The 20,697-nt window shown below is 72.6% G+C and carries 21 protein-coding genes; 11 read left to right on the plus strand and 10 right to left on the minus strand.

Annotation, left to right across the window (positions count from 1 at the left end):
• The first annotated feature begins 44 nt into the window (after nucleotides 1–44).
• Entirely contained in the window at nucleotides 45–266 is a 222-nt protein-coding gene (locus tag ACQPZG_RS07470) for a hypothetical protein (protein WP_433545038.1), read from the plus strand.
• Between the two features lie 15 nt (nucleotides 267–281).
• Here ACQPZG_RS07470 and ACQPZG_RS07475 read toward each other — a convergent pair whose 3' ends face one another.
• Nucleotides 282–1,223, minus strand: coding sequence for a DMT family transporter (locus tag ACQPZG_RS07475; RefSeq protein WP_433545039.1), 942 nt, complete (start codon nucleotides 1,221–1,223; stop codon nucleotides 282–284).
• A 310-nt stretch (nucleotides 1,224–1,533) separates the two neighbouring features.
• Here ACQPZG_RS07475 and ACQPZG_RS07480 point away from each other — a divergent pair, with 310 nt between their 5' ends.
• Nucleotides 1,534–2,301: an SDR family oxidoreductase gene (locus ACQPZG_RS07480; protein WP_433545040.1), complete on the plus strand. Its 768-nt coding sequence runs from the start codon at nucleotides 1,534–1,536 to the stop codon at nucleotides 2,299–2,301.
• Between the two features lie 4 nt (nucleotides 2,302–2,305).
• Here the strand turns inward: ACQPZG_RS07480 and ACQPZG_RS07485 are convergent, their stop codons facing one another.
• The gene (locus ACQPZG_RS07485) at nucleotides 2,306–3,985 is read right to left on the minus strand and encodes a SpoIIE family protein phosphatase (protein WP_433545041.1); all 1,680 of its coding nucleotides are present in this window, start codon (nucleotides 3,983–3,985) and stop codon (nucleotides 2,306–2,308) included.
• Between the two features lie 427 nt (nucleotides 3,986–4,412).
• Entirely contained in the window at nucleotides 4,413–4,898 is a 486-nt protein-coding gene (locus ACQPZG_RS07490) for a MarR family winged helix-turn-helix transcriptional regulator (RefSeq protein ID WP_433545042.1), read from the minus strand.
• A 155-nt stretch (nucleotides 4,899–5,053) separates the two neighbouring features.
• Between ACQPZG_RS07490 and ACQPZG_RS07495 the strand changes: the two genes are divergently transcribed.
• On the plus strand, nucleotides 5,054–6,229 hold the full coding sequence (locus tag ACQPZG_RS07495; protein WP_433545043.1) for a PP2C family protein-serine/threonine phosphatase: 1,176 nt from the start codon (nucleotides 5,054–5,056) through the stop codon (nucleotides 6,227–6,229).
• 233 nt (nucleotides 6,230–6,462) lie between these two features.
• Here the strand turns inward: ACQPZG_RS07495 and alc are convergent, their stop codons facing one another.
• Entirely contained in the window at nucleotides 6,463–7,578 is a 1,116-nt protein-coding gene (alc, locus tag ACQPZG_RS07500; protein WP_433545044.1) for an allantoicase, read from the minus strand.
• Nucleotides 7,579–7,583: 5 nt separating this feature from the next.
• Nucleotides 7,584–8,954: an allantoinase AllB gene (gene allB, locus ACQPZG_RS07505; protein WP_433549299.1), complete on the minus strand. Its 1,371-nt coding sequence runs from the start codon at nucleotides 8,952–8,954 to the stop codon at nucleotides 7,584–7,586.
• A 216-nt stretch (nucleotides 8,955–9,170) separates the two neighbouring features.
• Between allB and ACQPZG_RS07510 the strand changes: the two genes are divergently transcribed.
• Nucleotides 9,171–9,974, plus strand: coding sequence for an IclR family transcriptional regulator (locus ACQPZG_RS07510; RefSeq protein WP_433545045.1), 804 nt, complete (start codon nucleotides 9,171–9,173; stop codon nucleotides 9,972–9,974).
• 186 nt (nucleotides 9,975–10,160) lie between these two features.
• Here ACQPZG_RS07510 and ACQPZG_RS07515 read toward each other — a convergent pair whose 3' ends face one another.
• Nucleotides 10,161–10,832: an ABC transporter ATP-binding protein gene (locus ACQPZG_RS07515; RefSeq protein WP_433545046.1), complete on the minus strand. Its 672-nt coding sequence runs from the start codon at nucleotides 10,830–10,832 to the stop codon at nucleotides 10,161–10,163.
• Nucleotides 10,829–11,911 (minus strand): ABC transporter permease, encoded by a 1,083-nt coding sequence (locus ACQPZG_RS07520; RefSeq protein ID WP_433545047.1) that lies wholly within the window; start codon nucleotides 11,909–11,911, stop codon nucleotides 10,829–10,831. The genes ACQPZG_RS07515 and ACQPZG_RS07520 overlap by 4 nt, the downstream gene beginning before the upstream one ends.
• Before the next feature lie 112 nt (nucleotides 11,912–12,023).
• On the opposite strand from ACQPZG_RS07520, the gene ACQPZG_RS07525 reads away from it, so the two are divergent.
• From ACQPZG_RS07525 to ACQPZG_RS07535, 3 genes are read left to right on the plus strand one after another with little or no spacing between them, the layout of a single operon-like run.
• Nucleotides 12,024–13,274 carry a sensor histidine kinase gene (locus ACQPZG_RS07525; RefSeq protein WP_433545048.1) on the plus strand — a complete coding sequence of 417 codons (1,251 nt, stop codon included), beginning with the start codon at nucleotides 12,024–12,026 and terminating at the stop codon, nucleotides 13,272–13,274.
• A complete protein-coding gene (locus ACQPZG_RS07530) occupies nucleotides 13,271–13,909 on the plus strand; it encodes a response regulator (protein WP_433545049.1) in 639 nt (212 codons plus the stop codon). The genes ACQPZG_RS07525 and ACQPZG_RS07530 overlap by 4 nt, the downstream gene beginning before the upstream one ends.
• Nucleotides 13,910–13,925: 16 nt before the next feature.
• Nucleotides 13,926–14,240, plus strand: coding sequence for a hypothetical protein (locus ACQPZG_RS07535; protein WP_433545050.1), 315 nt, complete (start codon nucleotides 13,926–13,928; stop codon nucleotides 14,238–14,240).
• On the opposite strand, the gene ACQPZG_RS07540 is transcribed toward ACQPZG_RS07535, so the two are convergent.
• The gene (locus tag ACQPZG_RS07540) at nucleotides 14,237–14,620 is read right to left on the minus strand and encodes a DUF5955 family protein (protein ID WP_433545051.1); all 384 of its coding nucleotides are present in this window, start codon (nucleotides 14,618–14,620) and stop codon (nucleotides 14,237–14,239) included. The genes ACQPZG_RS07535 and ACQPZG_RS07540 overlap by 4 nt on opposite strands.
• Before the next feature lie 282 nt (nucleotides 14,621–14,902).
• Between ACQPZG_RS07540 and ACQPZG_RS07545 the strand changes: the two genes are divergently transcribed.
• From ACQPZG_RS07545 to aceB, 3 genes are all read left to right on the plus strand, one after another.
• Nucleotides 14,903–15,088, plus strand: a complete 186-nt coding sequence (locus ACQPZG_RS07545; RefSeq protein WP_433545052.1) for a hypothetical protein — start codon at nucleotides 14,903–14,905, stop codon at nucleotides 15,086–15,088.
• A gap of 98 nt (nucleotides 15,089–15,186) precedes the next feature.
• Nucleotides 15,187–15,867, plus strand: a complete 681-nt coding sequence (locus ACQPZG_RS07550) for a nucleotidyltransferase family protein (protein ID WP_433545053.1) — start codon at nucleotides 15,187–15,189, stop codon at nucleotides 15,865–15,867.
• Nucleotides 15,868–16,100: 233 nt separating this feature from the next.
• Nucleotides 16,101–17,726 (plus strand): malate synthase A, encoded by a 1,626-nt coding sequence (aceB, locus tag ACQPZG_RS07555; protein ID WP_433545054.1) that lies wholly within the window; start codon nucleotides 16,101–16,103, stop codon nucleotides 17,724–17,726.
• 354 nt (nucleotides 17,727–18,080) lie between these two features.
• Here aceB and ACQPZG_RS07560 read toward each other — a convergent pair whose 3' ends face one another.
• Both ACQPZG_RS07560 and ACQPZG_RS07565 read right to left on the minus strand, forming a co-directional pair.
• Nucleotides 18,081–19,361 (minus strand): helix-turn-helix domain-containing protein, encoded by a 1,281-nt coding sequence (locus ACQPZG_RS07560; protein ID WP_433545055.1) that lies wholly within the window; start codon nucleotides 19,359–19,361, stop codon nucleotides 18,081–18,083.
• Complete coding sequence (locus ACQPZG_RS07565; RefSeq protein ID WP_185027729.1) at nucleotides 19,358–19,498, minus strand: hypothetical protein; 141 nt, start codon at nucleotides 19,496–19,498, stop codon at nucleotides 19,358–19,360. The genes ACQPZG_RS07560 and ACQPZG_RS07565 overlap by 4 nt, the downstream gene beginning before the upstream one ends.
• A 183-nt stretch (nucleotides 19,499–19,681) precedes the next feature.
• Between ACQPZG_RS07565 and ACQPZG_RS07570 the strand changes: the two genes are divergently transcribed.
• Nucleotides 19,682–20,635 carry a DUF3068 domain-containing protein gene (locus tag ACQPZG_RS07570; RefSeq protein ID WP_433545056.1) on the plus strand — a complete coding sequence of 318 codons (954 nt, stop codon included), beginning with the start codon at nucleotides 19,682–19,684 and terminating at the stop codon, nucleotides 20,633–20,635.
• Nucleotides 20,636–20,697 lie beyond the last annotated feature (62 nt).

Consider the following 20,697-nt stretch of genomic DNA (forward strand, 5'->3'; position numbering starts at 1 on the left):
CGACGGATTCCGGATGCGGACCCGGGCGGTCCACGGTGGTGCGCATGAAGCGCATTCTCGAAGTCGCCGGGTTCCTGATGATGCTGTTCGGCGTGGCCGGGCTCGTCCACGAGTGGTTCGACTGGTTCCGGCTGTGGGGGGTCGTGGAGAAGCTGGGCTGGTTCGAGGGGTACGAGATCTACGCGAACATCGTGCTTGCGGTGACCGGGCTCGCCCTGGTGGCGGCCTCGGAGCGGGCGGGCAGAGCCGGCGGCTCCCGGGGCTGAGCGTGTGTCACGGCGTCACCCGGCGGCCACCACCGGTCGGGCCACCGAGGCCCGTCGCCCCCACGCCGTGCCCGCCAGCACGAGGACACCGCCCAACAGGCCGAGCGCGCTCAGCCGTTCGCCGCCGATCGCGATGCCGACGGCCGCCGCCCAGAGGGGTTCGGTACCGAGCAGCAGACTGACCCGGGACGGCGAGGTGCGGCGTACCGCCCACATCTGCACGGCGAACGCGAGCAGCGTGCAGAACACGGACAGGAACAGCAGCCCCGCCCACTCCCCCGCCCCGAACCCGGCGGCCACGCTCCACGGCGTGGGCCCGGTGCCGGGCGCGGCGGCCAGGACCGCGAACACGGCGACGGCCGACCCGAGTTGTACGGTGGTCAAGGACAGCGCGTCGGCTCCCTCGACCGACTTGAGCCGCGACATGAACAGCACGTGCACGGTACGCGCGAGCGCGGCCAGCAGCATCAGCAGGTCCCCCGCGGAGGGCTCGGTGAAGCCGCCGCCCTGGGTCAGCAGCACCACGCCCAGCACCGAGACTCCGGCGGCGGCCAGGAAGGCGCGGGGCGGCGCGGTCCTGGTGACGACGGCCTCGGCGAGCGGTGTGAAGATCATCGTGAGGCTGATGATCAGTCCCGCGTTGGTGGCCGAGGTGTGCACGATTCCGTACGTCTCCAGCAGGAAGATCCCGCTGAGCACGAGCCCCAGCAGCCCCGCACCGCGCCACTGCGCGGCGCTGAGCGCCCGCAGCTTCCGCCATCCGACGAGGACCAGCACCGGCAGCACGAGCGCGAACCGCAGCACCAGCACGGCCACCACCGTCTGCGTCGTGGTGATCCCCTTGGCCGCGAGGTAGCTGGCGCCCCAGACGACCGCGACGCCCAGCAGGGGAAGATCGGCGAACCGGGCCGCACGTGCGGGCGCGGGCGGGCGCAGGGCGGGCGAGGTGGCAGCCACGTCGTGTCTCCAACTGACGGCGGGTGTGGAGGCTTCGGCGGCTCGCACGCGGAGCGCTCACCGTACCGGGATGTCGATCATTCCGGGAAGGTCTGCGGCCGACCGGTCCGGACGGCCCGGCGGGGCATCGAACCGGGCCCGCCGGACGCGTCCGGGACGGCGGGGCAGAACCCGGGCCGGGGTCGCCGGTGAGGCGGGAGGTTCGTGTCCGAATGGTGCCAGCGCGGAGGAGGTACGGCCGGTTTCCTTGAACTCACAAGTACCGCACGGGATCTCCGGCGCGGACGGAAGACCGGAAGAGGAAACCGACATGTCTACGACGACGGACGCGACGACCACTGCGGGCACGCTGACCAGGACGGCGTTGGTCACCGGCGGCAGCAGGGGCATCGGGGCGGCCATCGCCCTGCGACTGGCCCAGGACGGCACCGATGTGGCGATCACCTACGTGGACGGGGAGCGAGCCGCACGGGACGTGGTGCGCAGGATCGAGGCCCTGGGGCGGCGGGCGCTCGCGGTGCGGATGGACGCGGCGGACTCCGAGTCGGTCACCTCCGCCGTGGCGACGGTGGCCGACGCCTTCGGGCGACTGGACGTCCTGGTGAACAACGCGGGCATCGGCGTCCTGGGTCCGATCGAGGGCCTGACACTGGCCGACGTGGACCGGGTGCTGGCGGTCAACGTCCGGGCGGTGTTCCTGGCGTCGCAGGCCGCGGCGTCCGTACTGGAGGACGGCGGACGCATCATCTCGACCGGTTCGGCCCTGACCCGGTACGTCGGCGGCCCCGGCAGCAGTCTGTACGCGATGAGCAAGTCGGCCCTGACCGGACTGACCAAGTCGCTCGCACGCGAGGTCGGAGACCGGGGCATCACGGTCAACCTGATCCACCCGGGCGCGGTCGACACGGACATGAACCCGGCGGACGGCCCGCTCGCGGGACCGCAGCGGGCGGCCACGGCGCTCGGCCGGTTCGGACGGGCGGAGGAGGTCGCGTCGCTGGTGGCCTACCTGGCGGGTGACGGGGGCGCGTACGTGACCGGAGCGGAACTGGTCATGGACGGCGGGCACGCCGCCTGACGCGTCAGGCGGCCGGGCTCCGGCCCGGAGGCGCATGCCGGCCGGCACCGAAGTGCGGTGACGGGCCGACGGGCCGGGGGGCGGCGATGCCCAGCAGGGCGATGTCGTCGTGCTCCCGGCTGCCGAGCCACTGGGCCGTGCGGTCCTCCACCTCGGAGATCACCGCTTCGACCGGCAGGTGGGCGCAGTCGGCGAGCACGGAGCGGAGCCGTTCCTCGCCGAACATCTCCCTCCCCGCCGGACCGCCCCGGGCTTCGGTGACGCCGTCGGAGTAGAGGAGGCAGACGTCGCCCGCCCGCAGCACGGTGCGGCAGGTGCGGGCGGTGACGGAGGGCAGCGCGCCGATCAGGGTGCCCTTGGTCGGGACCTCCTCGACCGTGCCGTCGGCGCGGACGACGAGCGGCGGCGGGTGGCCGGCGGCCGTCAGCCGCAGGGCGACCTCGCCGCGGCTCAGCGGGGTGGCTCCCGCGAGCACCATGGTGGCGAAGCGGCCGTCGCCGTCCTCCATGAGGGTGGCGTTGAGGTGTGCGAGGAGTCGGCCGTGGTCCCTCTCCAGGTGCCGCAGCGCGGCCAGGGTGTTGCGGATCTTGCCGGTCAGGACGGCGGCCCTGGCGCCCTTGCCGCAGACGTCGCCCAGGACGAGGAAGGTCTCGTCACCGGGGCCCGTCCCGGGGTGGACGTCGTAGAAGTCGCCGCCGATCAGGTCGGCGGCGCGGGACGCCCGGTAGGCGGCGGCCAGGTCGAGACCGCTGGAACGGCGCAGGACGGGCGGCAGCAGGGGGCGCCGGAGCACGGCGGTGGTCTCCGCCGTGTCCGCGTGCAGGGCCGCGGAGGAGACGGCCGCGCCCGCGCGGGCGGCGAAGACCCGCGCGAAGAGTTCCTCGTCCTCGGTGAAGGGGGGTGCTCCGGCCCGGCGCAGCAGGACGATCGCACCGGCCGGCCCGTCTCGCCCCGGCATCGGGGTGACGAGCACGGGACCGGGCGGCCCCAGCCCTTCCGGAGCCAGCCACCGGGGGACGCGGTCGGGCGCCGTCCACCGGGACGGTACGGGTGCGAGTCCGGCCAGCGCGTCGGCCAGGCCCGGCACCTCGCCGACGTCCTCGGACAGGATCCCCTCGCCCGCGAGCCTGCCGTCGACGGCCGAGGTGATCCAGGTCGGGCGGGCCTCGGTCCGGGCGACGACCACGGCCGCGTCGGCCATCCGCCCGCCGGCGAGTTCCGCCACCGCCTGCACGGACTGGTGCGGGCCCAGGGGGGCGAGCAGCCGGGTGGAGGCACGGGCGAGGAAATCGGCCCGGTCCCGTTCCTCCTGCCAGCGGCGCTGCCAGGAGACCTCCCGGGTGACGTCGTCGAGCAGCCAGGCCGCGTACCCGTCGGGCAGCGAGATCCGACGTGCCGTCAGTTCCCTCGCGCCGAAGATCCCCTGGGTGCGCGCCAGTTGTCCGTACTGGGCCAGCGCCAGCCAGTCCGGTACGAACGGCTCGCGCATGGCCTCGTCCTCGCGGAGCAGCGGGAACAGGCCCCGTGCCGACTCATTGAGCAGCCGGACGAGTCCGGTGCCGTCCAGCAGCACGACGGCACCCAGTCCGCTCTCCACCAGGGCGTGGGCCAGTGCGTCGCTGGACCCGGGCCGTGGGTGCGCGCGCTCGGCGGGGCGGTCGGTGGAACGGGGGGAGGAAGTCACAGCGGCAGACGAAGCCAGTACGGTCCTGAGCCGTTCGGCTCCTGCCCCCCTTTCGGAACTGGCTGCACGCGACGACAACTGTTGCCGCACGGCAACCGTCTCGCGTCCGTCCCCGGCCTGGCAAGCGGAGCACACAAGACCTTCACAGCCAATTCCACCCCAAACCCCCATACAGGGACATTGCACCCCTCGGTGGTCACGACTCCCACACACCGGATACGATGCGCGCGTGGACCGGCTCTCGGGCTCGTCACCGGGCAGGAGTCCGCAGCAGTCGGGAGAGGCGGGAGCCGTGCACGGAGTGAGCGCTGGCCCGCGAGGCGTCGTCGACCAGGGCCCCTCCCCCCGATCCGGTGCCTCCCGTGGCGCGGCCCCTCGACGCGGTACTCCTGGACCCGCGGTACGCCGGGGCGGCCCCGGTGACCGGCTACGCGGAGCGAGCAGCCCCGTCCGCCCGCTCCTGCCGTCCGGCGGGCTCTGCCGGGGCTTCCTGCCGGGGCGGCCAGCTACGGCCGGCGATGCCCGCGTCCACCGCGGAGCAGAACTCGCCGAGCCCGTGCACCAGCGCCTCGCGGGCCCCCGGGGACATCGTCGCGACCGCGGCGACCAGTGCCTCTTCGCGCCGGGCCCGCAGGTCCCGCAGGTAGGCACGGCCAGGGACGGTCAGCCGCAGTTCGACCTCGCGCCTGCTGACCGCACTGGCCGTCCGCTTCACGTACCCGAGGGCCTCCAGGCGGTCGCAGAGCCTGCTGACCGACGGCGGGGCCGCCCCGAGCACCGTGCCGAGCGTACGCAGGTTGATTCCCTCGTCACGCTCCAGGATGTGCATGACCCGCAGTTGAGAGGTGGACACCGGAGCTGCGGACACGGCGTCCCTGCCCCGCTCCCACAGCACTTCGAGAAGTGCGATCACGTCGCACGCGACCCCCGCGGCAGCGGCGCTTCCGGCCTCCGCGGGGCCACCCGCGGCGTCGGCGCCAGAAGCTTCTTCACCACGACGGCGTGAGTCCTGGAGGTTCACGCTTGCCCTCCCCGTAATACATCCTTCGAGAAAGTGATTCTCCGACGTTGGACAGACTCGCGTCCGTGGAGCGCACCCTGCGCGCCGCCGACCCCCACGCGCTGCTCGACACGGCGCGCACGATCCTTACGGACCTCTACGGCTCCCTCGGAGTCGACCTGTACATGGCCGACTACGCCATGACGATACTGCAACCGGTCGGAACGCTCCCCCGTACCGCCCCACCCGTCTCGGCCCATACAGGGGCCCCCGGGCGGGCTTTCGGTGCGCAGGAGCCGTACTCGTGTGCGGGCTCCTTCCCGGATTCCGTGACCGCACACCTCCCGGTGACGGTGCGCGGCGACCGGCTCGGGGTGCTGTCCGTCACGGTTCCCGAGAAGTCGTACGACGCCGTGAGGATGGCTGAACTGGCGGACTTCGCCGAGGCGTTGGGGCATCAGATCGTGGTCGCCGAACGCGATACGGACCTGTACCTCCAGGCCCGCAGGGCGGAGCGGCTGACGCTGGCCGCGGAAATCCAGTGGCAGTTGCTGCCCGGCCGCTCCTGCGCCCGCGCCGAGTACCAGCTGGGCGCGCAGTTGGAGCCCGCCTACGCGATCCACGGCGACAACTTCGACTGGTCCACCTCGGCCGACCACCTCACCCTCACGCTCACCAACGGCATGGGCGAGGGCATCGAGGCGGCCCTGCTCACCAGCCTGGCCATCAACGCCCTGCGCAACGCACGCCGTGCCGGACTCGACCTCACCGACCAGGCGTGCCTGGCCGACCAGGCGATCTACGGCCGGCACCGGGGCGAACAGCACGTGTCGGTCCTGCTGCTGCGCTTCCACCTGCCGACCGGGAACGTGGAGGTCGTCGACGCGGGCTCACCGCGGATCTGGCGGCTGCGGGACGGCGCGGTCGAACCGGTCGACCTGGAGGGGCAGCTGCCGCTCGGCATGTTCGAGGACACCGTCTACACGTCGCAGCAGTGGCGGGTGCGGCCCGGGGACCGGCTGCTGTTCGTCAGCGACGGGGTGTACGACGTCGCCTCGCCGGCCGGGGAGCGCTACAGCGAGAAGGCCCTGGCCCGCGCCATCCAGTCGACCCGGCTGCTGCCGCCCGCACAGGTGCCGCGCGCGGTGCTGCACGAGTTGGCGGGACACCGCGGGGAGGTGCTGGCGGAGGACGACGCGATGATCGTGTGCCTGGACTGGCACGGCCGTACGCAGGAGTCCTAGGCCGTACGGAGCCCGGCGGGGAGCGTACGCGGGGATCGCGGGCCGTACGAAACCCGGCAGCGAGCGTACGCCGGGGGTCCCAGGCCGTACGAAGCCCGGCGGGGGCTGTACGCGGGGGCCCGGACCGTACAGGTTCCCTCTGGGGCCGAGTGGGGGATTCCCTGGCCGTACGCCGACGGGGCCCGCCGACCTGTGCGGTCGACGGGCCCCGTCCGAGTGGGCGATCCCCCTGTTCAGCCGCCGAGTTCGTGGTGGCGCGCGGCCAGCGCGGCCGCGCCCGACTCGGTCAGCGAGCCGAAGAGCCGCAGCCGGGAGATGCCGCCGTCCGGGTAGATGTCGATCCGCACCTGGTCGGCCGCCGGAGCGGAGGCCGGCACGAAGCGGTGGTTGGTGTCGGGCTGGAGGCGGGTGCGGGGCAGGATCTCGGTCCACCCGCCCGCGTCGCCGTCGCGCACCGAGAGGGCGGCCCAGCCGGCCGAGTTGCCCTTGAGGTAGGCGGTGTCGATCTCGACGGCACGGATCTCGGCCTGGCCCACCAGGTGGTAACTGACCCAGTCGTTGCCCTTGTCGCGGCGGCGCCGGGTCTCCCAGCCGTCGTCCATCTTGTGGGAACGGCCCGGGTGGATGGTGTGGACGGCGGGCGAGTAGAAGCGGTCGGAGGCGTCCTCGACGCGTCCGCCGTTCTCCAGGGCGAGGAGGTCGAAGGTGCCGAGGGCGGTCAGCCAAGCGGGGTCGGGGACCACTTCGCCGTACACGCGCAGGCGCGCGATGCCGCCGTCGGGATGCTGGTTGACGCGCAGGTGCGTGAAGCGCTGCTCCACGGAGACGGCGAATCCGTTGGCGGCGTGCCCGCCGACCGCCGTGCGCGGTACGAGGGTCGTCCACTTGACGTCCTCGCAGAGGAGGTCCTCGGGCGAGGGGGAGCCGGGGAGGGAGGTGCCTTCGACGGACACGGCCTGCGGGTAGTTGCCGCGGAAGTGGGCGGTGTCGACGACGATGCCGCGTACGACGCCGGGGGCGCCGAGACGGACCAGTGCCCAGTCGTGGTCGTCGGCGGTGGGGTGCGGCTGCTCGGCCGAGACGCCGCGCCGGCGGCGGGTCTCCCAGCCGTCCATGATCTTGCCCTTGTGGCCGAAGCGCTCGGGGTCGAAGTGGGCGGGCTCGGGGAGCAGCATGTTCTCGCGCTCGGCGAAGAACTCGTCGTTGGCGGCGATCACGCCCGCGCCGAGACGGCGGTCGGCCAGGTCGGCGAGGTGCGTGAAGGGGAGGTCGGCGGTGCGGTAGTCCGCGTACGGGTCGCCACCGCCGAAGGGGGCGGCGTCTCCGGTGAAGGAGGGGATCTCCGTCATGAGGATCACTTGTTCCTTTCGAGCAGGCGGCCGGCGGGCTCGGCGAGGGTGCCTTCGTGGGCGATGCGGGTGCCGCGCAGCCACGTCTGCTTGACGACGCCGTGCAGGGTCTTGCCCGCGTACGCCGTCACCTGGTTGCGGTGGTGGAGTTCGGCGGGGTCGACGGTGAAGGTCTCCTCGGGGGCGAGGACCGCGAAGTCGGCGTCGCGGCCGGCCTCGATGGCGCCCTTCTGGGTGAGTCCGGCGAGGTCTGCCGGGGCCGCCGCCATCCAGCGGACGACGTCGTCGAGGGAGTGGCCGCGCCTGCGGGCCTCGGTCCAGATCGCGGGCAGTCCGAGCTGGAGGGAGGAGATGCCGCCCCAGGCCGACGCGAAGTCCGGCGTCTTGAGGTCGGTGGTGCACGGGGAGTGGTCGGAGACGATGCAGTCGATCGTCCCGTCGGCGAGACCCGCCCAGAGCACGTCCTGGTTCTCGGCCTCACGGATCGGCGGGCAGCACTTGAACTCGGTCGCTCCGTCGGGGACTTCCTCGGCGGTGAGAGTGAGGAAGTGCGGGCACGACTCGACCGAGACCTTGACGCCGTCGCGCTTGGCGGCGGCGATCAGCGGCAGCGCGTCGCAGGACGAGAGGTGCAGGACGTGCACCCGGGCGTCGAGGCGCCTGGCGAGGGCGATGAGGCCCTCGATGGCGGTGTTCTCGGCGTCGCGCGGGCGGGAGGCGAGGAAGTCGGCGTACTTCTCCCCGGACCTCTGCGGGGCCTCGGCCAGGTGGTGCGGATCCTCGGCGTGCACGATGAGCAGGCCGCCGAGGCCCGCGATCTCGGCCATGGACCGGGCCAGCTGCTCCTGGTCCAGTTCCGGGAACTCCTCGACCCCGGAGGGCGAGAGGAAGCACTTGAAGCCGAAGACCCCGGCCTCGTACAGCGGCTTGAGGTCGGCCACGTTGGAGGGGACGGCCCCGCCCCAGAAGCCGGTGTCGACGTGCGCCTTGGGACGGGCGACGTCCTGCTTGACGCGCAGGTTGTCGGCCGTGGTGGTCGGCGGGAGGGAGTTGAGGGGCATGTCGAGGAGAGTGGTGATGCCGCCGGCCGCGGCGGCCCGGGTGGCCGTCCAGAAACCCTCCCACGCGGTACGTCCGGGGTCGTTGACGTGCACGTGGGTGTCGACGAGGCCGGGCAGCAGCGCGTGCTCGCCGAGGTCTTCGAAGCGGGCGCCGGCGGGCACCCGCTCGCCCTGTGGCCCGTACGCGTCGTGCGGGAGGACCGCGACGATCTTCCCGCCGGCGACGGAGACCGTGGCGGGGCGGGTGCCGTCGGGGGTGACGACGCGCGTGGCGCGCAGCACCAGTTCTACGTTTTCCGCTTCCGCCGACTCGATCACTCGTGTCTCCTATTCAACGAACTGTTGAAGCGGAGTCTTCATCCGGACCCCCGCTCCGTCAAGGGCCGTGTGAGCACCGACACCCGCCTTGGATGATTCCACAGAATGGAAACATGATTCCGCCATGCAGAACGTAGCTCCCACCATGAGGAGCATCCCGGACCACCCCAGGTAGTCTGCTGCCTTGCCTGCCCGCCCCGAAAGGACCGCTCCGTGCCGACGTCCAGCGCCAGCGCCACCGACGCCTCCAAGCCAGCCTCCGCGAGCGGCGGCGTGCAGTCCCTGGAGCGCGCCTTCGACCTCCTTGAGCGTATGGCCGACGCGGGCGGTGAGGTCGGCCTGAGCGAACTCTCCGCCAGCAGCGGGCTGCCGCTGCCGACCATCCACCGTCTGATGCGCACCCTGGTGGCCTGCGGTTACGTACGACAGCAGCCGAACCGGCGGTACTCGCTGGGCCCCCGGCTGATCCGGCTCGGCGAGAGCGCGTCGCGGCTGCTCGGCACCTGGGCGCGGCCCTACCTCGCACGGCTCGTCGAGGAGACCGGCGAGACCGCGAACATGGCTCTGCTGGACGGCGACGAGATCGTGTACGTGGCGCAGGTCCCGTCCAAGCACTCGATGCGGATGTTCACCGAGGTGGGACGTCGGGTGCTGCCGCACTCCACCGGCGTCGGCAAGGCACTGCTCGCGCACACCCCGGCGGAGGAGGTACGGGCGCTGCTCGCCCGGACCGGCATGCCGGCGGCCACCGAGAAGACCATCACCACCCCCGAGGGGTTCCTGGAAGCACTGGAGCAGGTGCGGCGGACGGGGTACGCCGTGGACGACAACGAGCAGGAGATAGGGGTGCGGTGCCTGGCGGTGTCCGTGCCCCACTCGCCCACGGCGGCGGCGGTCTCGATCTCCGGGCCGGCGGGGCGGGTGACGGAGGCGGCCACCGAGAGGATCGTGCCGATTCTGCTGGAGGTGGCGCAGGACCTCTCGGGGGCGTTGGCGAACACGGCGACGCAGGGATAGAGCGGCGCGTACCTCTCGCGGGGCGAGGCGTACGCACCGGCGCCTCGCCCGGAGGGCGTACGGCGGGGGTGCACGTCCGGTGGGCGGCCGGGGGGTGCACGTCCGGCGGGGGCCGCCCCCTTGCCCGCTCGTTCCGCCCCTTGGGCGGCCCCGCTGCCCAAGGGGCGGACGTGGGGGCAGACCAGGCTACGGGGCGAGGGTGCCGTCGGTCATGGTCAGGACCGCTTGGGCCGCGGTCAGGTGCGCGGGGTCGTGGGTGACGAGTACGGTGGCGACCCCCCGCTCCCGGGCCAGACCGCCCAGCAGGTCCAGCACCGCCGCTCCCCGCTCGTGATCGAGCGCACTCGTCGGTTCGTCGACGAGCATCACGGCCGGTTCGTTCATCAGGGCCCGCGCGATGTTGATCCGCTGCCGCTGCCCCCCGGACAGCTGGTGCGGGCGGCGGTCCGCCGTGTCGGCGAGCCCCACCGCGTCCAGCAGTTCCAGGGCCCGTGACCGCGCTTCGCGCGGCTTTCGCCCGGACAGGTGCGCCATCACCTGGAGCTGTTCCACGGCGGTCAGCGAGGGCAGCAGGTTCGGCTGCTGGAAGACGATGCCGATCCGCTCCCTGCGCAGCTCCGCCTTCTCCGCGGGGCTGAGCGCTCCCGTCTCGGTGCCGTCGACCACCACCTTCCCGGCGTCGGGGGTGACCAGCGTCGCCGCCACGGCCAGCAGGCTGGACTTCCCGGATCCGGAGGGCCCGACGACCGCGACGAGCCGGCCCGCCGCCACCTCCAGCGAGACGGAGTCGAGCGCGGTGAGGCGGGTCCGGTCGCCGTCCGGGTAGGTGAGGGTGACGTCGGTCATGACGAGGGTCATCGGGCGCTCCCGAGCGCGGTGAGGGGGTCGACGGCGGTGATGCGCCGGATGGACAGGGCCGCGCCGACGACGCCGAGCGCGATCATCACGAGGGCGGGCCCGAGCAGCGTCGCCGCTTCCAGGACGAAGGGAACGGTTCCGCCGATCAGCGCCCCGGCCAGCGTCGCGATCCCGGTGCCGAGCAGAGTGCCGGCGGTCAGCATGACCACGGCCTGCCCGAGCGCGTCCTTCAGCAGGTAGGGGGTCGAGGCGCCCAGCGCCTTCAGCACGGCGATGTCGCCGCTGCGCTGGATCGTCCAGACGGTGAAGAAGGCCCCGACGACCAGGGCGGAGATGGCGAAGAGGAAACCACGCATCAGCTGGAGCGAGCCGTTCTCCGCCTGGTACGAGGCGAGCGCGGACAGCGAGTCGGCCAGCGGCACCGACCGGGTTCCGGCGGCCTTGTCCCCCGCCGCGTAGTCCGCTCCGTCGCGTCCCTCCAGGGCGATGACGGTGGCCTGTTCCTCCATGGACGTCCCGCTGTGGCCGAGCTTCTGCCAGTCGTCGAGCGAGGTCCACACGACGGGCTGGTGGCTGTACATGGCGTCGCCCTCGACGGCGGCGACCTTCTCGTCGAGCGAGCCGAGGCGCACGGTGTCGCCCACCCCGATCTTCAGCTCGTCCGCGGCCTTCGCCGAGAGCACCACCCGGCCCGGCCCGAGCATCCCGGACGCCGGGGCGATCTTCGCCGCCGGTTCGACGCCGAAGGCCGCGACGGCGACCGTGCGCTCCCCCGCCCAGCCGTTGACCGTACGGATGCCGATCGGCTCGGCGCTGCGGATGCCCGGCTGCCTCGCCCAGTCCCGCCACGCGCTCTCCCCGACCGAGGAGTTCGTGAACGACACCTCCTGGCCGTCCGGCGGCGGTGCGAAGGCGAGCCGGTCGGCGGGCAGCGAGGTGAGGGCGACGGTGTTGTCCCGGGCGAGCCCCGCGGTCAGCCCGGACAGCAGGCCGACGAGCAGCGTGATCAGGACCACGACGGCCCCCATGAGGGCGAAGCGGCCCTTGGCGAAGCGAAGGTCTCTCCATGCGACGAACATGGTCCCCACCTTGCGCGGCGCGGGAGGGAAAAACATCGGGCAGGGGTTCGCTCCGGCATCAATCCTTTGGTTGATCTGCGACGAGGACGTCCCCTTTAGGCTGGTACGAACCATGGAACCCCTGCCACCGGCCCCCACGCCGGCCCCACTCGTGCTGACCCCCGTCCTGCGGGTGCTGCGGCTGTGCCTGCACGCGCTGCTCGCCGGGCTGCTCGCCCTCGCGTCCGTGAAGGCGGTCGCCGCGGGCGGCCCGCACGCGTACGCGGTCGTCGCGGCGGCCCTCGTCATGGCCGGGGTGTACGCCGCCGGCGTGCTGAGTCCCGCGGTCAGCCGCTCGCAGCGGGCGGCCGCGCTCTGGCTGGTGGCCCTCGGGGCGTCCTGGCTCGCACTGCTCGCCGTGTCGCCGGACGGTCTGTGGACGGCGTTCCCGCTGTACTTCCTCCAGCTGCATCTGCTGCCGATGCGGTGGGGGCTGTCCGCCGTCGCGGTGACCGCGGCCGCCGCGATCGCCAGTTTCGTCGCTCACGGACAGGCGGTCACGCCCGGCACGTTCATAGGGCCGCTGCTCGGCGCCGCGGTCGCCGTGGCGACCGTGCTGGGCTATCAGTCGCTGCACCGGGAGAGCGAGCGACGACGCGAGCTGATCGACGAACTCCTTTCCACCCGGGCCGAGTTGGCGGAGGCCGAGCGGGCAGCGGGCACCCTTGCCGAGCGGGAGCGGCTGGCCCGGGAGATCCACGACACCCTCGCCCAGGGCCTCTCCAGCATCCAGTTGCTGCTGCGCGCCGCCGAGCGGGCGCTGCCGCAGGCGGATCCCGCGCTGGCGCACATCCGGCGGGCGCGCGAGGCGGCGCAGGACAACCTGGCGGAGGCGCGTCGCTTCGTCCGCGCGCTGAGCCCGCCCGATCTGGAGCACGGTTCGCTGGCCGCCGCCCTGGAGCGGCTGTGCGCGCCCTCGCCCGGCGGTCCCGCCGTCCAGTTCGGGGTGAGCGGAACACCGGTCGAGCTGCCCACCCCGTACGAGGTGGCCCTGCTGCGCATCGCGCAGTCGGCGCTGGCGAACACGGTGCGGCACGCGCGCGCCGGACGGGTGGAGATCACGCTCAGCTTCATGGGAACGTCGGTCTCGCTCGACGTCGTCGACGACGGCGTCGGCTTCGATCCCCGGCGCACGACACGGCGGCCGAGTGCGGACGGCGGCTTCGGTCTGCCCGCCATGCGCTCCCGGGCACGGTCCCTCGGCGGCACCCTGAGCGTCGAGTCCGCGCCGGGCCAGGGCACCGCCGTCGCCATCACCCTGCCGTTGCCGCTGTCCGCGGCCGGGCCCGCCCCCACCGCCCCAGGACGGGAGTCACGCCCATGACGAGTGCTCCGATCCGGCTGCTGCTCGCCGACGACCATCCGGTCGTGCGGGCGGGGCTGCGCGCCGTGCTCGACACCGAGCCGGGCTTCGTGGTCGTGGCGGAGGCCGCGACGGCGGAGCGCGCGGTGGAGCTGGCGGCGGCCGGCGGCGTCGACGTCGTCCTGATGGACCTCCAGTTCGGTCCCGGCCGGATGCACGGTTCGGAGGCGACCGCCGCCATCGCGGGCCGCCCCGGCGCACCCCGGGTACTCGTCCTCACCACGTACGACACGGACGCGGACATCCTGGCGGCCGTCGAGTCCGGGGCCGCGGGCTACCTCCTCAAGGACGCCCCGCCGGAGGAGCTGGCGGCTGCGGTGCGCACGGCGGCGGCAGGGCAGTCGGCGCTGGCGCCGGCCGTCGCGCACCGGCTGATGGACCGGATGCGCACCCCCGCCGAGGCCCTCACCAAACGCGAGCTGGAGGTGCTCCAGCTCGTCGGCGAGGGCCTGTCGAACCAGCAGGTCAGCAAGGCGTTGTTCCTCAGCCAGGCCACCGTGAAGTCACACCTGGTGCACATCTACGCGAAACTCGGTGTGGACTCCCGTACGTCCGCCGTAGCGGCGGCGACGGCCCGCAGGCTGATCCGAAGGTAAGGAACCTAAGACCCCCATGACCTACTTCATGTACGACGTCCACGGCAACGCGGTCGACGAGCCGGACGCCGGCACCGTCCGCAGGCTCGTCCAGGAGGCACTGGCCGCCACCGACACGGACAACCCGGACGTCTCGCTGACCCACGAGAGCGGCTGGTCGCTGAGCGCGTTCGCGGGCGGACTGCTGCTGTGGGAGAACGTCGAGGACGAGACGGCGGCGGCCGGCTCCCTGGACAAGGTGGCCGAGGAGGAGGTGCTGCGCCTGTTCGCGCTGCTCGCGCGGGGCGAGGCCGACAAGGTGGCGGAGCTGGACTGGCAGCGGGCCGCCTAACCGAGGTCCGGCGGGGTGGGCGGGCCGTCGCGAGCGCCCTCGGGGAATCGGCCGTCGCCCGGCGGGTCGCCGTCCCGGCGGTCGTCGTCGAAGCGGTCGACCGCGGCGCGCACCCGCCCCACCGCGGGCGCCAGCGCGCTCACCGATCCGATGGCTCCCGCGATCAGCAGCAGCGAGCGGCGCAGCCGCGGCACTTCGGGGGTCCCGCCCCGGAGCATGGCGGCCAGTCCGGCCAGTTCGTCCTCGGCTATCGCCCGGTCCGACAACTCGGCTGGTAACGCCGCCAGTTCACGACGGAGTCGCGCGACGACCGTATGGAGTTCGGCGACTCGCGGGTCGCCGCCGCTCCACGTCGCGCACCGCTCCTCGGCGCTTCGCAACAAAGCTCTCCCCCTCGCACGTCCTCGTGCTCCTGCCGCGGCGCGCTCCCTGCCGAACGTTCCGGGGCGACGGGCACGCTAACGCTCTCGCCGCGTGTGCGCCACCGTACGGACCGTGAGGGGGCCCCGGAGGTTGAGCGCCGGCCCGTCACATCCGTGGTGCGGTCCTGGCCCGGTACGGGTACGGCCCGCAGCTCACGCGCCCCCGGCGAGCACGGCGCTCCTACGGTGGAGCGGAAGCGCGCGCGAGGGTGTGCGGTGTCGACGAGGAGAGGGGTACTCATGGCGAGCGGCTGCCGGGACTGCCGTACGTGCACGAAGAGTTTGCTGGGGCGTACGGGACGGAACGTGCTCTACGCGGTGTCGCTGTCCTGGCTCGTCAAGCCGGTGTTCCTGCGGAACTGCCCGCAGTGCGGTCATGTGCTGCGCCGCCACCGACGGCGCGGTGACGGCTCGTTCCAGGACTGACGGCCGCGGCCCTCCTGCGGCACGGACGCCCCGCCCCCCGCAGCGCGCCGGACCTCCCGGTCCCGTGCGGTCGGCCGCATCTGAGGTATCCAGGGACCATGCCACGCGCCCGGAACACCTCGCCCGCATCCGGTCCGGCCCGCCCGCCGGACCCGCCGCCCGCCGCGTCCACCGCGGGCCTCGTCCTCGCGGCCGGCGGCGGGCGCCGTCTCGGGGGCCGGCCGAAGGCGCTGCTCCCGCACCGCGGCCGGCCGCTGGTGGAGCACGCGGTACGGATGCTGCGCGAGGGCGGCTGCCACCAGGTCTACGTCGTCCTGGGCGCGGCCTCGGACGCGGTACGGGAGCGCGCCGACCTGGACGGCTGCGTACTGGTGGACAACCCGCACTGGGCGGACGGGATGGGTGCCTCCCTGCGCGCGGGCCTCGCAGCCCTCCCCCGGGACGGGCGGTTCGCAGCGGCGCTGGTGTCGCTCGTGGACCAGCCGGGGATCGGGGCGGCGGCGGTGGCGCGGGTACTGGCCGCGGGCGGCACGGGACTGGCTGCCGCCGCCTACGGCGGAGAGCGCGGGCACCCCGTCCTCTTCGGGGCGGACCGCTGGCCCGAGGTCGCCAGGAGTGCGGTGGGCGACCGCGGGGCACGCGTCTACCTGACGGAGCACGCCGACGCGCTCACGCTCGTCGAGTGCGGCGATGTGGCACAGGCGTACGACATCGATCTGCCCGAGGACCTGTCGCGGCTCGACGGAACGGGCGGGCCGCAGGCGCGTGCGGCCACCTGAGGTGACCGGTGCGGCACTCAGGGACACTTTCTGTCGCGCCGAAGAATCTCGACATCAACAAACCATTGAACTTCCACCATGAGGAAACTAATATCCACTGATCAGAAGCGCTTGATCGTACGAACCACACTGAACGGCGCCCGCGCCCGTACCTCGGCCCCCTCGGCACTCCGTGCCGTGTGTCGTCCGCCCGGCGGCCGCGAAGGCACCGCCCCGCGAAGGAGTGACCGCTCATGTCCGCACCAGCGCCGTCCCCGCTGGCCATCGTCGACGCCGAGCCCCTGCCCCGGCAGGAAGAGGTTCTGACCGACGCGGCCCTCGCGTTCGTGGCCGAGCTGCACCGGCGGTTCACCCCCCGCCGCAACGAGCTGCTGGCCCGACGCGGTGAGCGCCGCGCCGAGATCGCCCGTACCTCCTCGCTGGACTTCCTGCCCGAGACGGCCGCGATCCGCGCGGACGACTCCTGGAAGGTCGCCCCGGCCCCGGCCGCGCTGAACGACCGCCGCGTGGAGATCACCGGTCCGACCGACCGCAAGATGACCATCAACGCCCTGAACTCGGGCGCGAAGGTCTGGCTCGCCGACTTCGAGGACGCGTCCGCTCCCACCTGGGAGAACGTGATCCTCGGCCAGCGCAACCTGATCGACGCCTACACCCGCGACATCGACTTCACGGACCCGAAGTCCGGCAAGTCGTACGCACTGAAGGACGACTCCGAGCTGGCGACGGTCGTCATGCGTCCGCGCGGCTGGCACCTGCAGGAGCGCCACCTCCGGGACGCCGACGGCGACTGCGTCCCCGGCGCGCTGGTCGACTTCGGCCTCTACTTCTTCCACAACGCCAAGCGGCTCATCGAGCTCGGCAAGGGACCGTACTTCTACCTCCCGAAGACCGAGTCCCACCTCGAAGCGCGCCTCTGGAACGAGATCTTCGTCTTCGCCCAGGACTACGTCGGCATCCCGCAGGGCACCGTCCGCGCCACCGTCCTGATCGAGACGATCACGGCGGCGTACGAGATGGAGGAGATTCTCTACGAACTCCGCGACCACGCGGCGGGCCTCAACGCCGGGCGGTGGGACTACCTCTTCTCGATCGTGAAGAACTTCCGCGACGGCGGCGCGAAGTTCGTCCTGCCGGACCGCAACGCGGTGACGATGACCGCGCCCTTCATGCGGGCGTACACCGAACTCCTCGTCCGCACGTGCCACAAGCGCGGCGCGCACGCGATCGGCGGCATGGCCGCCTTCATCCCCTCGCGGCGCGACGCGGAGGTCAACAAGGTCGCCTTCGAGAAGGTCAAGGCGGACAAGGACCGCGAGGCGGCCGACGGCTTCGACGGCTCGTGGGTCGCCCACCCGGACCTGGTCCCGATCGCCATGACCTCCTTCGACGCGGTCCTCGGCGAGAAGCCGAACCAGAAGGAGCGGCTGCGCGAGGACGTGTCCGTCGCCGCCGGTGACCTCATCGCCATCGACTCGCTCGACGCGAAGCCGACGTACGAGGGTCTGGTCTCCGCCGTCCAGGTCGGCATCCGGTACATCGAGGCGTGGCTGCGGGGGCTGGGCGCGGTCGCCATCTTCAACCTGATGGAGGACGCTGCCACCGCCGAGATCTCCCGCTCCCAGATCTGGCAGTGGATCAACGCGGGCGTCGTCTTCGAGAACGGCGAGAAGGCGACGGCGGAACTGGCCCGCAGGATCGCGGGCGAAGAACTCGCGGCGATCCGCGCCGAGCTGGGCGAGGAGGCGTTCGCGAACGGGAAGTGGCAGGAGGCGCACGACCTGCTGCTCACGGTGTCGCTCGACTCGGACTACGCGGACTTCCTGACGCTGCCGGCGTACGAGCGGTTGGTGGGGTAGCGGACGGGATTGCTGGGGCGGGGGCGCGTACGGGGGTGGTCGCGAGGCCGCCCCGGGGGACGCGTACGAAGCGGTTGGCGCGCCGACGCCTGCGGGGCGCGACGTGCGGCGGGGTGTACGTACGCAGCGGTCGCGGGCGTACGGAGGGGGCGCACCTCCGGTGGGGGGCCGCCCCTTGCCCGCCCTTCCCCAAGCATTCGGCTCCGCTCGTGCAGGGAGGTACCTCCGCGCCCCCGGGGGCGGCCCCGCCGCCCGAGGGGGCTGAGGTGGAGCGGGTCCGCCGCCCCGGGGCTCACGCCGGGCCGCCTCGCCGGTCAAAGGGCTGCCGGGGAGCTGGCGGGCCGGAGCTGGGGGCTAGCGGACCGGTTCGGCCAGTTCGCCTCGCAGGCGCTGCGCCCTCAGGACCAGTTCCAGTTCGAAACGGCGGTCCGGGTCGTCGACCTCTTCGCCCCACAGCTCCCGGATCTGCCGCATCCGGTATCGCACGGTTTGCGGGTGCACACCCAGCCGGGCCGCCACCTCCGGCGCTCCGCCGCGTGTCTCCAGCCAGGCCAGCAGGGTCTCGGCCAGTCGTCTCCCCTGGGTCCGCCCGCACCCGGCCAGCGGTGCCAGGCACCTCGCCGTCAGGTCCCCGATCAGTTCCTCCGGCGGCAGCAGCACCAGCGCCTCGGTGTGCTCGGTGCAGTGCAGCAGTCCGTCCGAGGGCAGCAGTCCCCGTTCCATGAGCCCGACCGCGGCCGTCGCCCAGCGCAGCGACTTGGCCGCCTCGGCGAGCGGGACGGCGGGGCCCATCGCCCCGGTCCACCCGGTCGTCGCCCGCCGCAGCTGTTCCGGCCGGCCCGGCCGCAGCGGGTCGGGCACCACCATCAGGGGCTGTTCGCTCTCCATGTCGAGCAGGACGTCGTCCCCGACCGCGGGGGCGACGCTGTCCCGGGAGGGCCGCAGCAGTACGCCCACCCCGACCCGATCCGGCAGCGCCCAGCCGATCCGGGCCGCGTGCGCGGCGAACTCGGCGAGGTGGTCCGCCGGGTCGCTTCCCACGCCCGTGACCCGCTCGCGCAGAATGGCCTGGGCCAGCTTCCTTTGCAGCCGCAGACGTTCACCGGCCTGCCGGGCCGCGGCCTCGGCGTAGCCCCGTACCGACTCGTCCACGAGTCCGTCGAGGAACGCGAAGCCCGCCTCGGCCAATTCGTACATGGCGGGCGGCGGGATGCTCACCTGCTGGCCGATCTCCGCGAGACGCCGCCACGCGAGACGTACGCCCAGCCGGTAGACCGCCTGGAGGGAGTCCAGGGACCGGCCGTGCAGGCCCTCGCCCCGGCCGAACTCCTGGAAGACCTCCAGGTGGAAATGGGGCCGGCGTCCGTCCTGGCGCACCAGGTGCTGCACGAAGTCCTCCAGCGCCCGGCGGATACCGACGAGCGCCATGAGGTCGCCCTGTTCGTCGACGATCAGCGGCATCCGGGGGTGTTCGCGGCAGATCTCGTCCAGGATCTGCCGGGCGAGCGCGGGCACTTCGGCGAGCGCCAGGTCGGCGAACTGCCGTACCTGGAGCCGGGGCACGTCCGTCCAGGCGGACGTCTCGGGCGGTTCGCGGACCTGCGGCGGGTCGGGAACGGTGTCCACTCCGGTCATCTGCGCGGGGTCCCCGTCTCGTAGCTGATCAGGGGCACGTTGGGCTGTTCCGGGGTGGCGTTGAGCAGTGCCACGATGCCGAACGCCGCCCCCACCGCCAGCGCGGCGGCAACGAGGGAGGTCAGTAGGGCTGACACGAGTCTGGGCATGGCGGGTGGCCTCTCTGACGCTGGTCCCCACCGGCGGCCTGACAGCTAGCCCACAGTGTCATCACCTGATTGACAGTCGTCAAGAGCGCGCTTACGGTTCCCGGCCCATACGCACTGTGTACGAAAACCCACTCCGCGTCCTCCCCCTCCCGGCCCTCCTGGAGCACCCGTATGCGTCGCACCGCTTCCCCTCTGTCGCTCGTCCTGCTGGGCACCGGCGTGTTCCTGCTCGTGCTGGCACCCCTGCTGACCTGGTACGTAAGCCCACGGGCAAAGAGCAACCCGATCGACATCGACACCACGACCGTGTTCGAGGGCACGGGCAGTTACTTCGACACCAAGGACATCAAGACCGTCACGGACGCACCGCTCACGATCACGCGCCAGGTGCGCGGTGACGTGGCCGACAGCCTGAAGAGCGGCCGGGCCGTCTGGGACGTGTCGACCTCGGTGGACCACGAGGGCACCCTGCCGGCCGCCGACACCACCGATTCCCTGCAGTGGACGCTGGAGCGCTGGGTCACCGACCGCCGCACCAACGAGCCGGTGCACTGCTGCAAGGAGAAGCCGGTCTTCGACGGCGAGGCGTACCTGAAGTTCCCCTTCGACGTGCAGGAGCGCTCGTACCGCTGGTGGGACGGCACGCTCGGCTCCACCGTCGTCGTCAAGTTCGACGGCACGAAGAAGATCCAGGGCTACGAGGGCTACCTCTTCACGGGCAGCGTGCCGCCGACCAGGACGGGCACCCGGATGGTCCCCGGACGCATGGTCGGGCTGCCCGAGCGGGGCCAGGTCCTCGCCGAGGAGTGGTACGCCAACCACGGCATCGAGCTGGTCGTCGACAAGCGGACCGGGCGCATCGTGAACGCCGCGATCGGCCCGCGCAAGACCGTCCGCGCGCCGGGCTCGAAGAAGGACTCCATGGTGCTGCTGGACAGCGAGCGGATGGAGTTCACCGAGGCCACGCAGCGTGCGCAGGTGAGGCAGGCATCGGCGGACAGCGACAAGCTGCGGCTGGTCGGCGAGACGCTGCCGATGGGCGGCGGGGCGGCCGGGCTGGTGCTCGCCGCGACGGGCCTGGTGTTCGTCGTACGGGGGCGGCGGAGCGAGCGGACAGCACCGTAGGCGCTCGGCTCGCTTACCGACTGCACGTTGTGATGAGGCATCAGGCCATATCGGTGCCGAAA

It is taken from the genome of Streptomyces sp. CA-294286 (genome assembly GCF_050947155.1).
Lineage (GTDB): Bacteria > Actinomycetota > Actinomycetes > Streptomycetales > Streptomycetaceae > Streptomyces.

Bases quoted from the DNA above. Each gene is read 5' to 3' on its own strand.
- ACQPZG_RS07470 (WP_433545038.1), top strand. From the start codon at position 45: ATGAAGCGCATTCTCGAAGTCGCCGGGTTCCTGATGATGCTGTTCGGC.
- ACQPZG_RS07480 (WP_433545040.1), top strand. From the start codon at position 1,534: ATGTCTACGACGACGGACGCGACGACCACTGCGGGCACGCTGACCAGG.
- alc (WP_433545044.1), bottom strand. From the start codon at position 7,578: ATGACGGAGATCCCCTCCTTCACCGGAGACGCCGCCCCCTTCGGCGGT.
- ACQPZG_RS07515 (WP_433545046.1), bottom strand. From the start codon at position 10,832: ATGACCCTCGTCATGACCGACGTCACCCTCACCTACCCGGACGGCGAC.
- ACQPZG_RS07520 (WP_433545047.1), bottom strand. From the start codon at position 11,911: ATGTTCGTCGCATGGAGAGACCTTCGCTTCGCCAAGGGCCGCTTCGCC.
- ACQPZG_RS07525 (WP_433545048.1), top strand. From the start codon at position 12,024: ATGGAACCCCTGCCACCGGCCCCCACGCCGGCCCCACTCGTGCTGACC.
- ACQPZG_RS07530 (WP_433545049.1), top strand. From the start codon at position 13,271: ATGACGAGTGCTCCGATCCGGCTGCTGCTCGCCGACGACCATCCGGTC.
- ACQPZG_RS07535 (WP_433545050.1), top strand. From the start codon at position 13,926: ATGACCTACTTCATGTACGACGTCCACGGCAACGCGGTCGACGAGCCG.
- ACQPZG_RS07545 (WP_433545052.1), top strand. From the start codon at position 14,903: ATGGCGAGCGGCTGCCGGGACTGCCGTACGTGCACGAAGAGTTTGCTG.
- ACQPZG_RS07550 (WP_433545053.1), top strand. From the start codon at position 15,187: ATGCCACGCGCCCGGAACACCTCGCCCGCATCCGGTCCGGCCCGCCCG.
- aceB (WP_433545054.1), top strand. From the start codon at position 16,101: ATGTCCGCACCAGCGCCGTCCCCGCTGGCCATCGTCGACGCCGAGCCC.
- ACQPZG_RS07560 (WP_433545055.1), bottom strand. From the start codon at position 19,361: ATGACCGGAGTGGACACCGTTCCCGACCCGCCGCAGGTCCGCGAACCG.
- ACQPZG_RS07570 (WP_433545056.1), top strand. From the start codon at position 19,682: ATGCGTCGCACCGCTTCCCCTCTGTCGCTCGTCCTGCTGGGCACCGGC.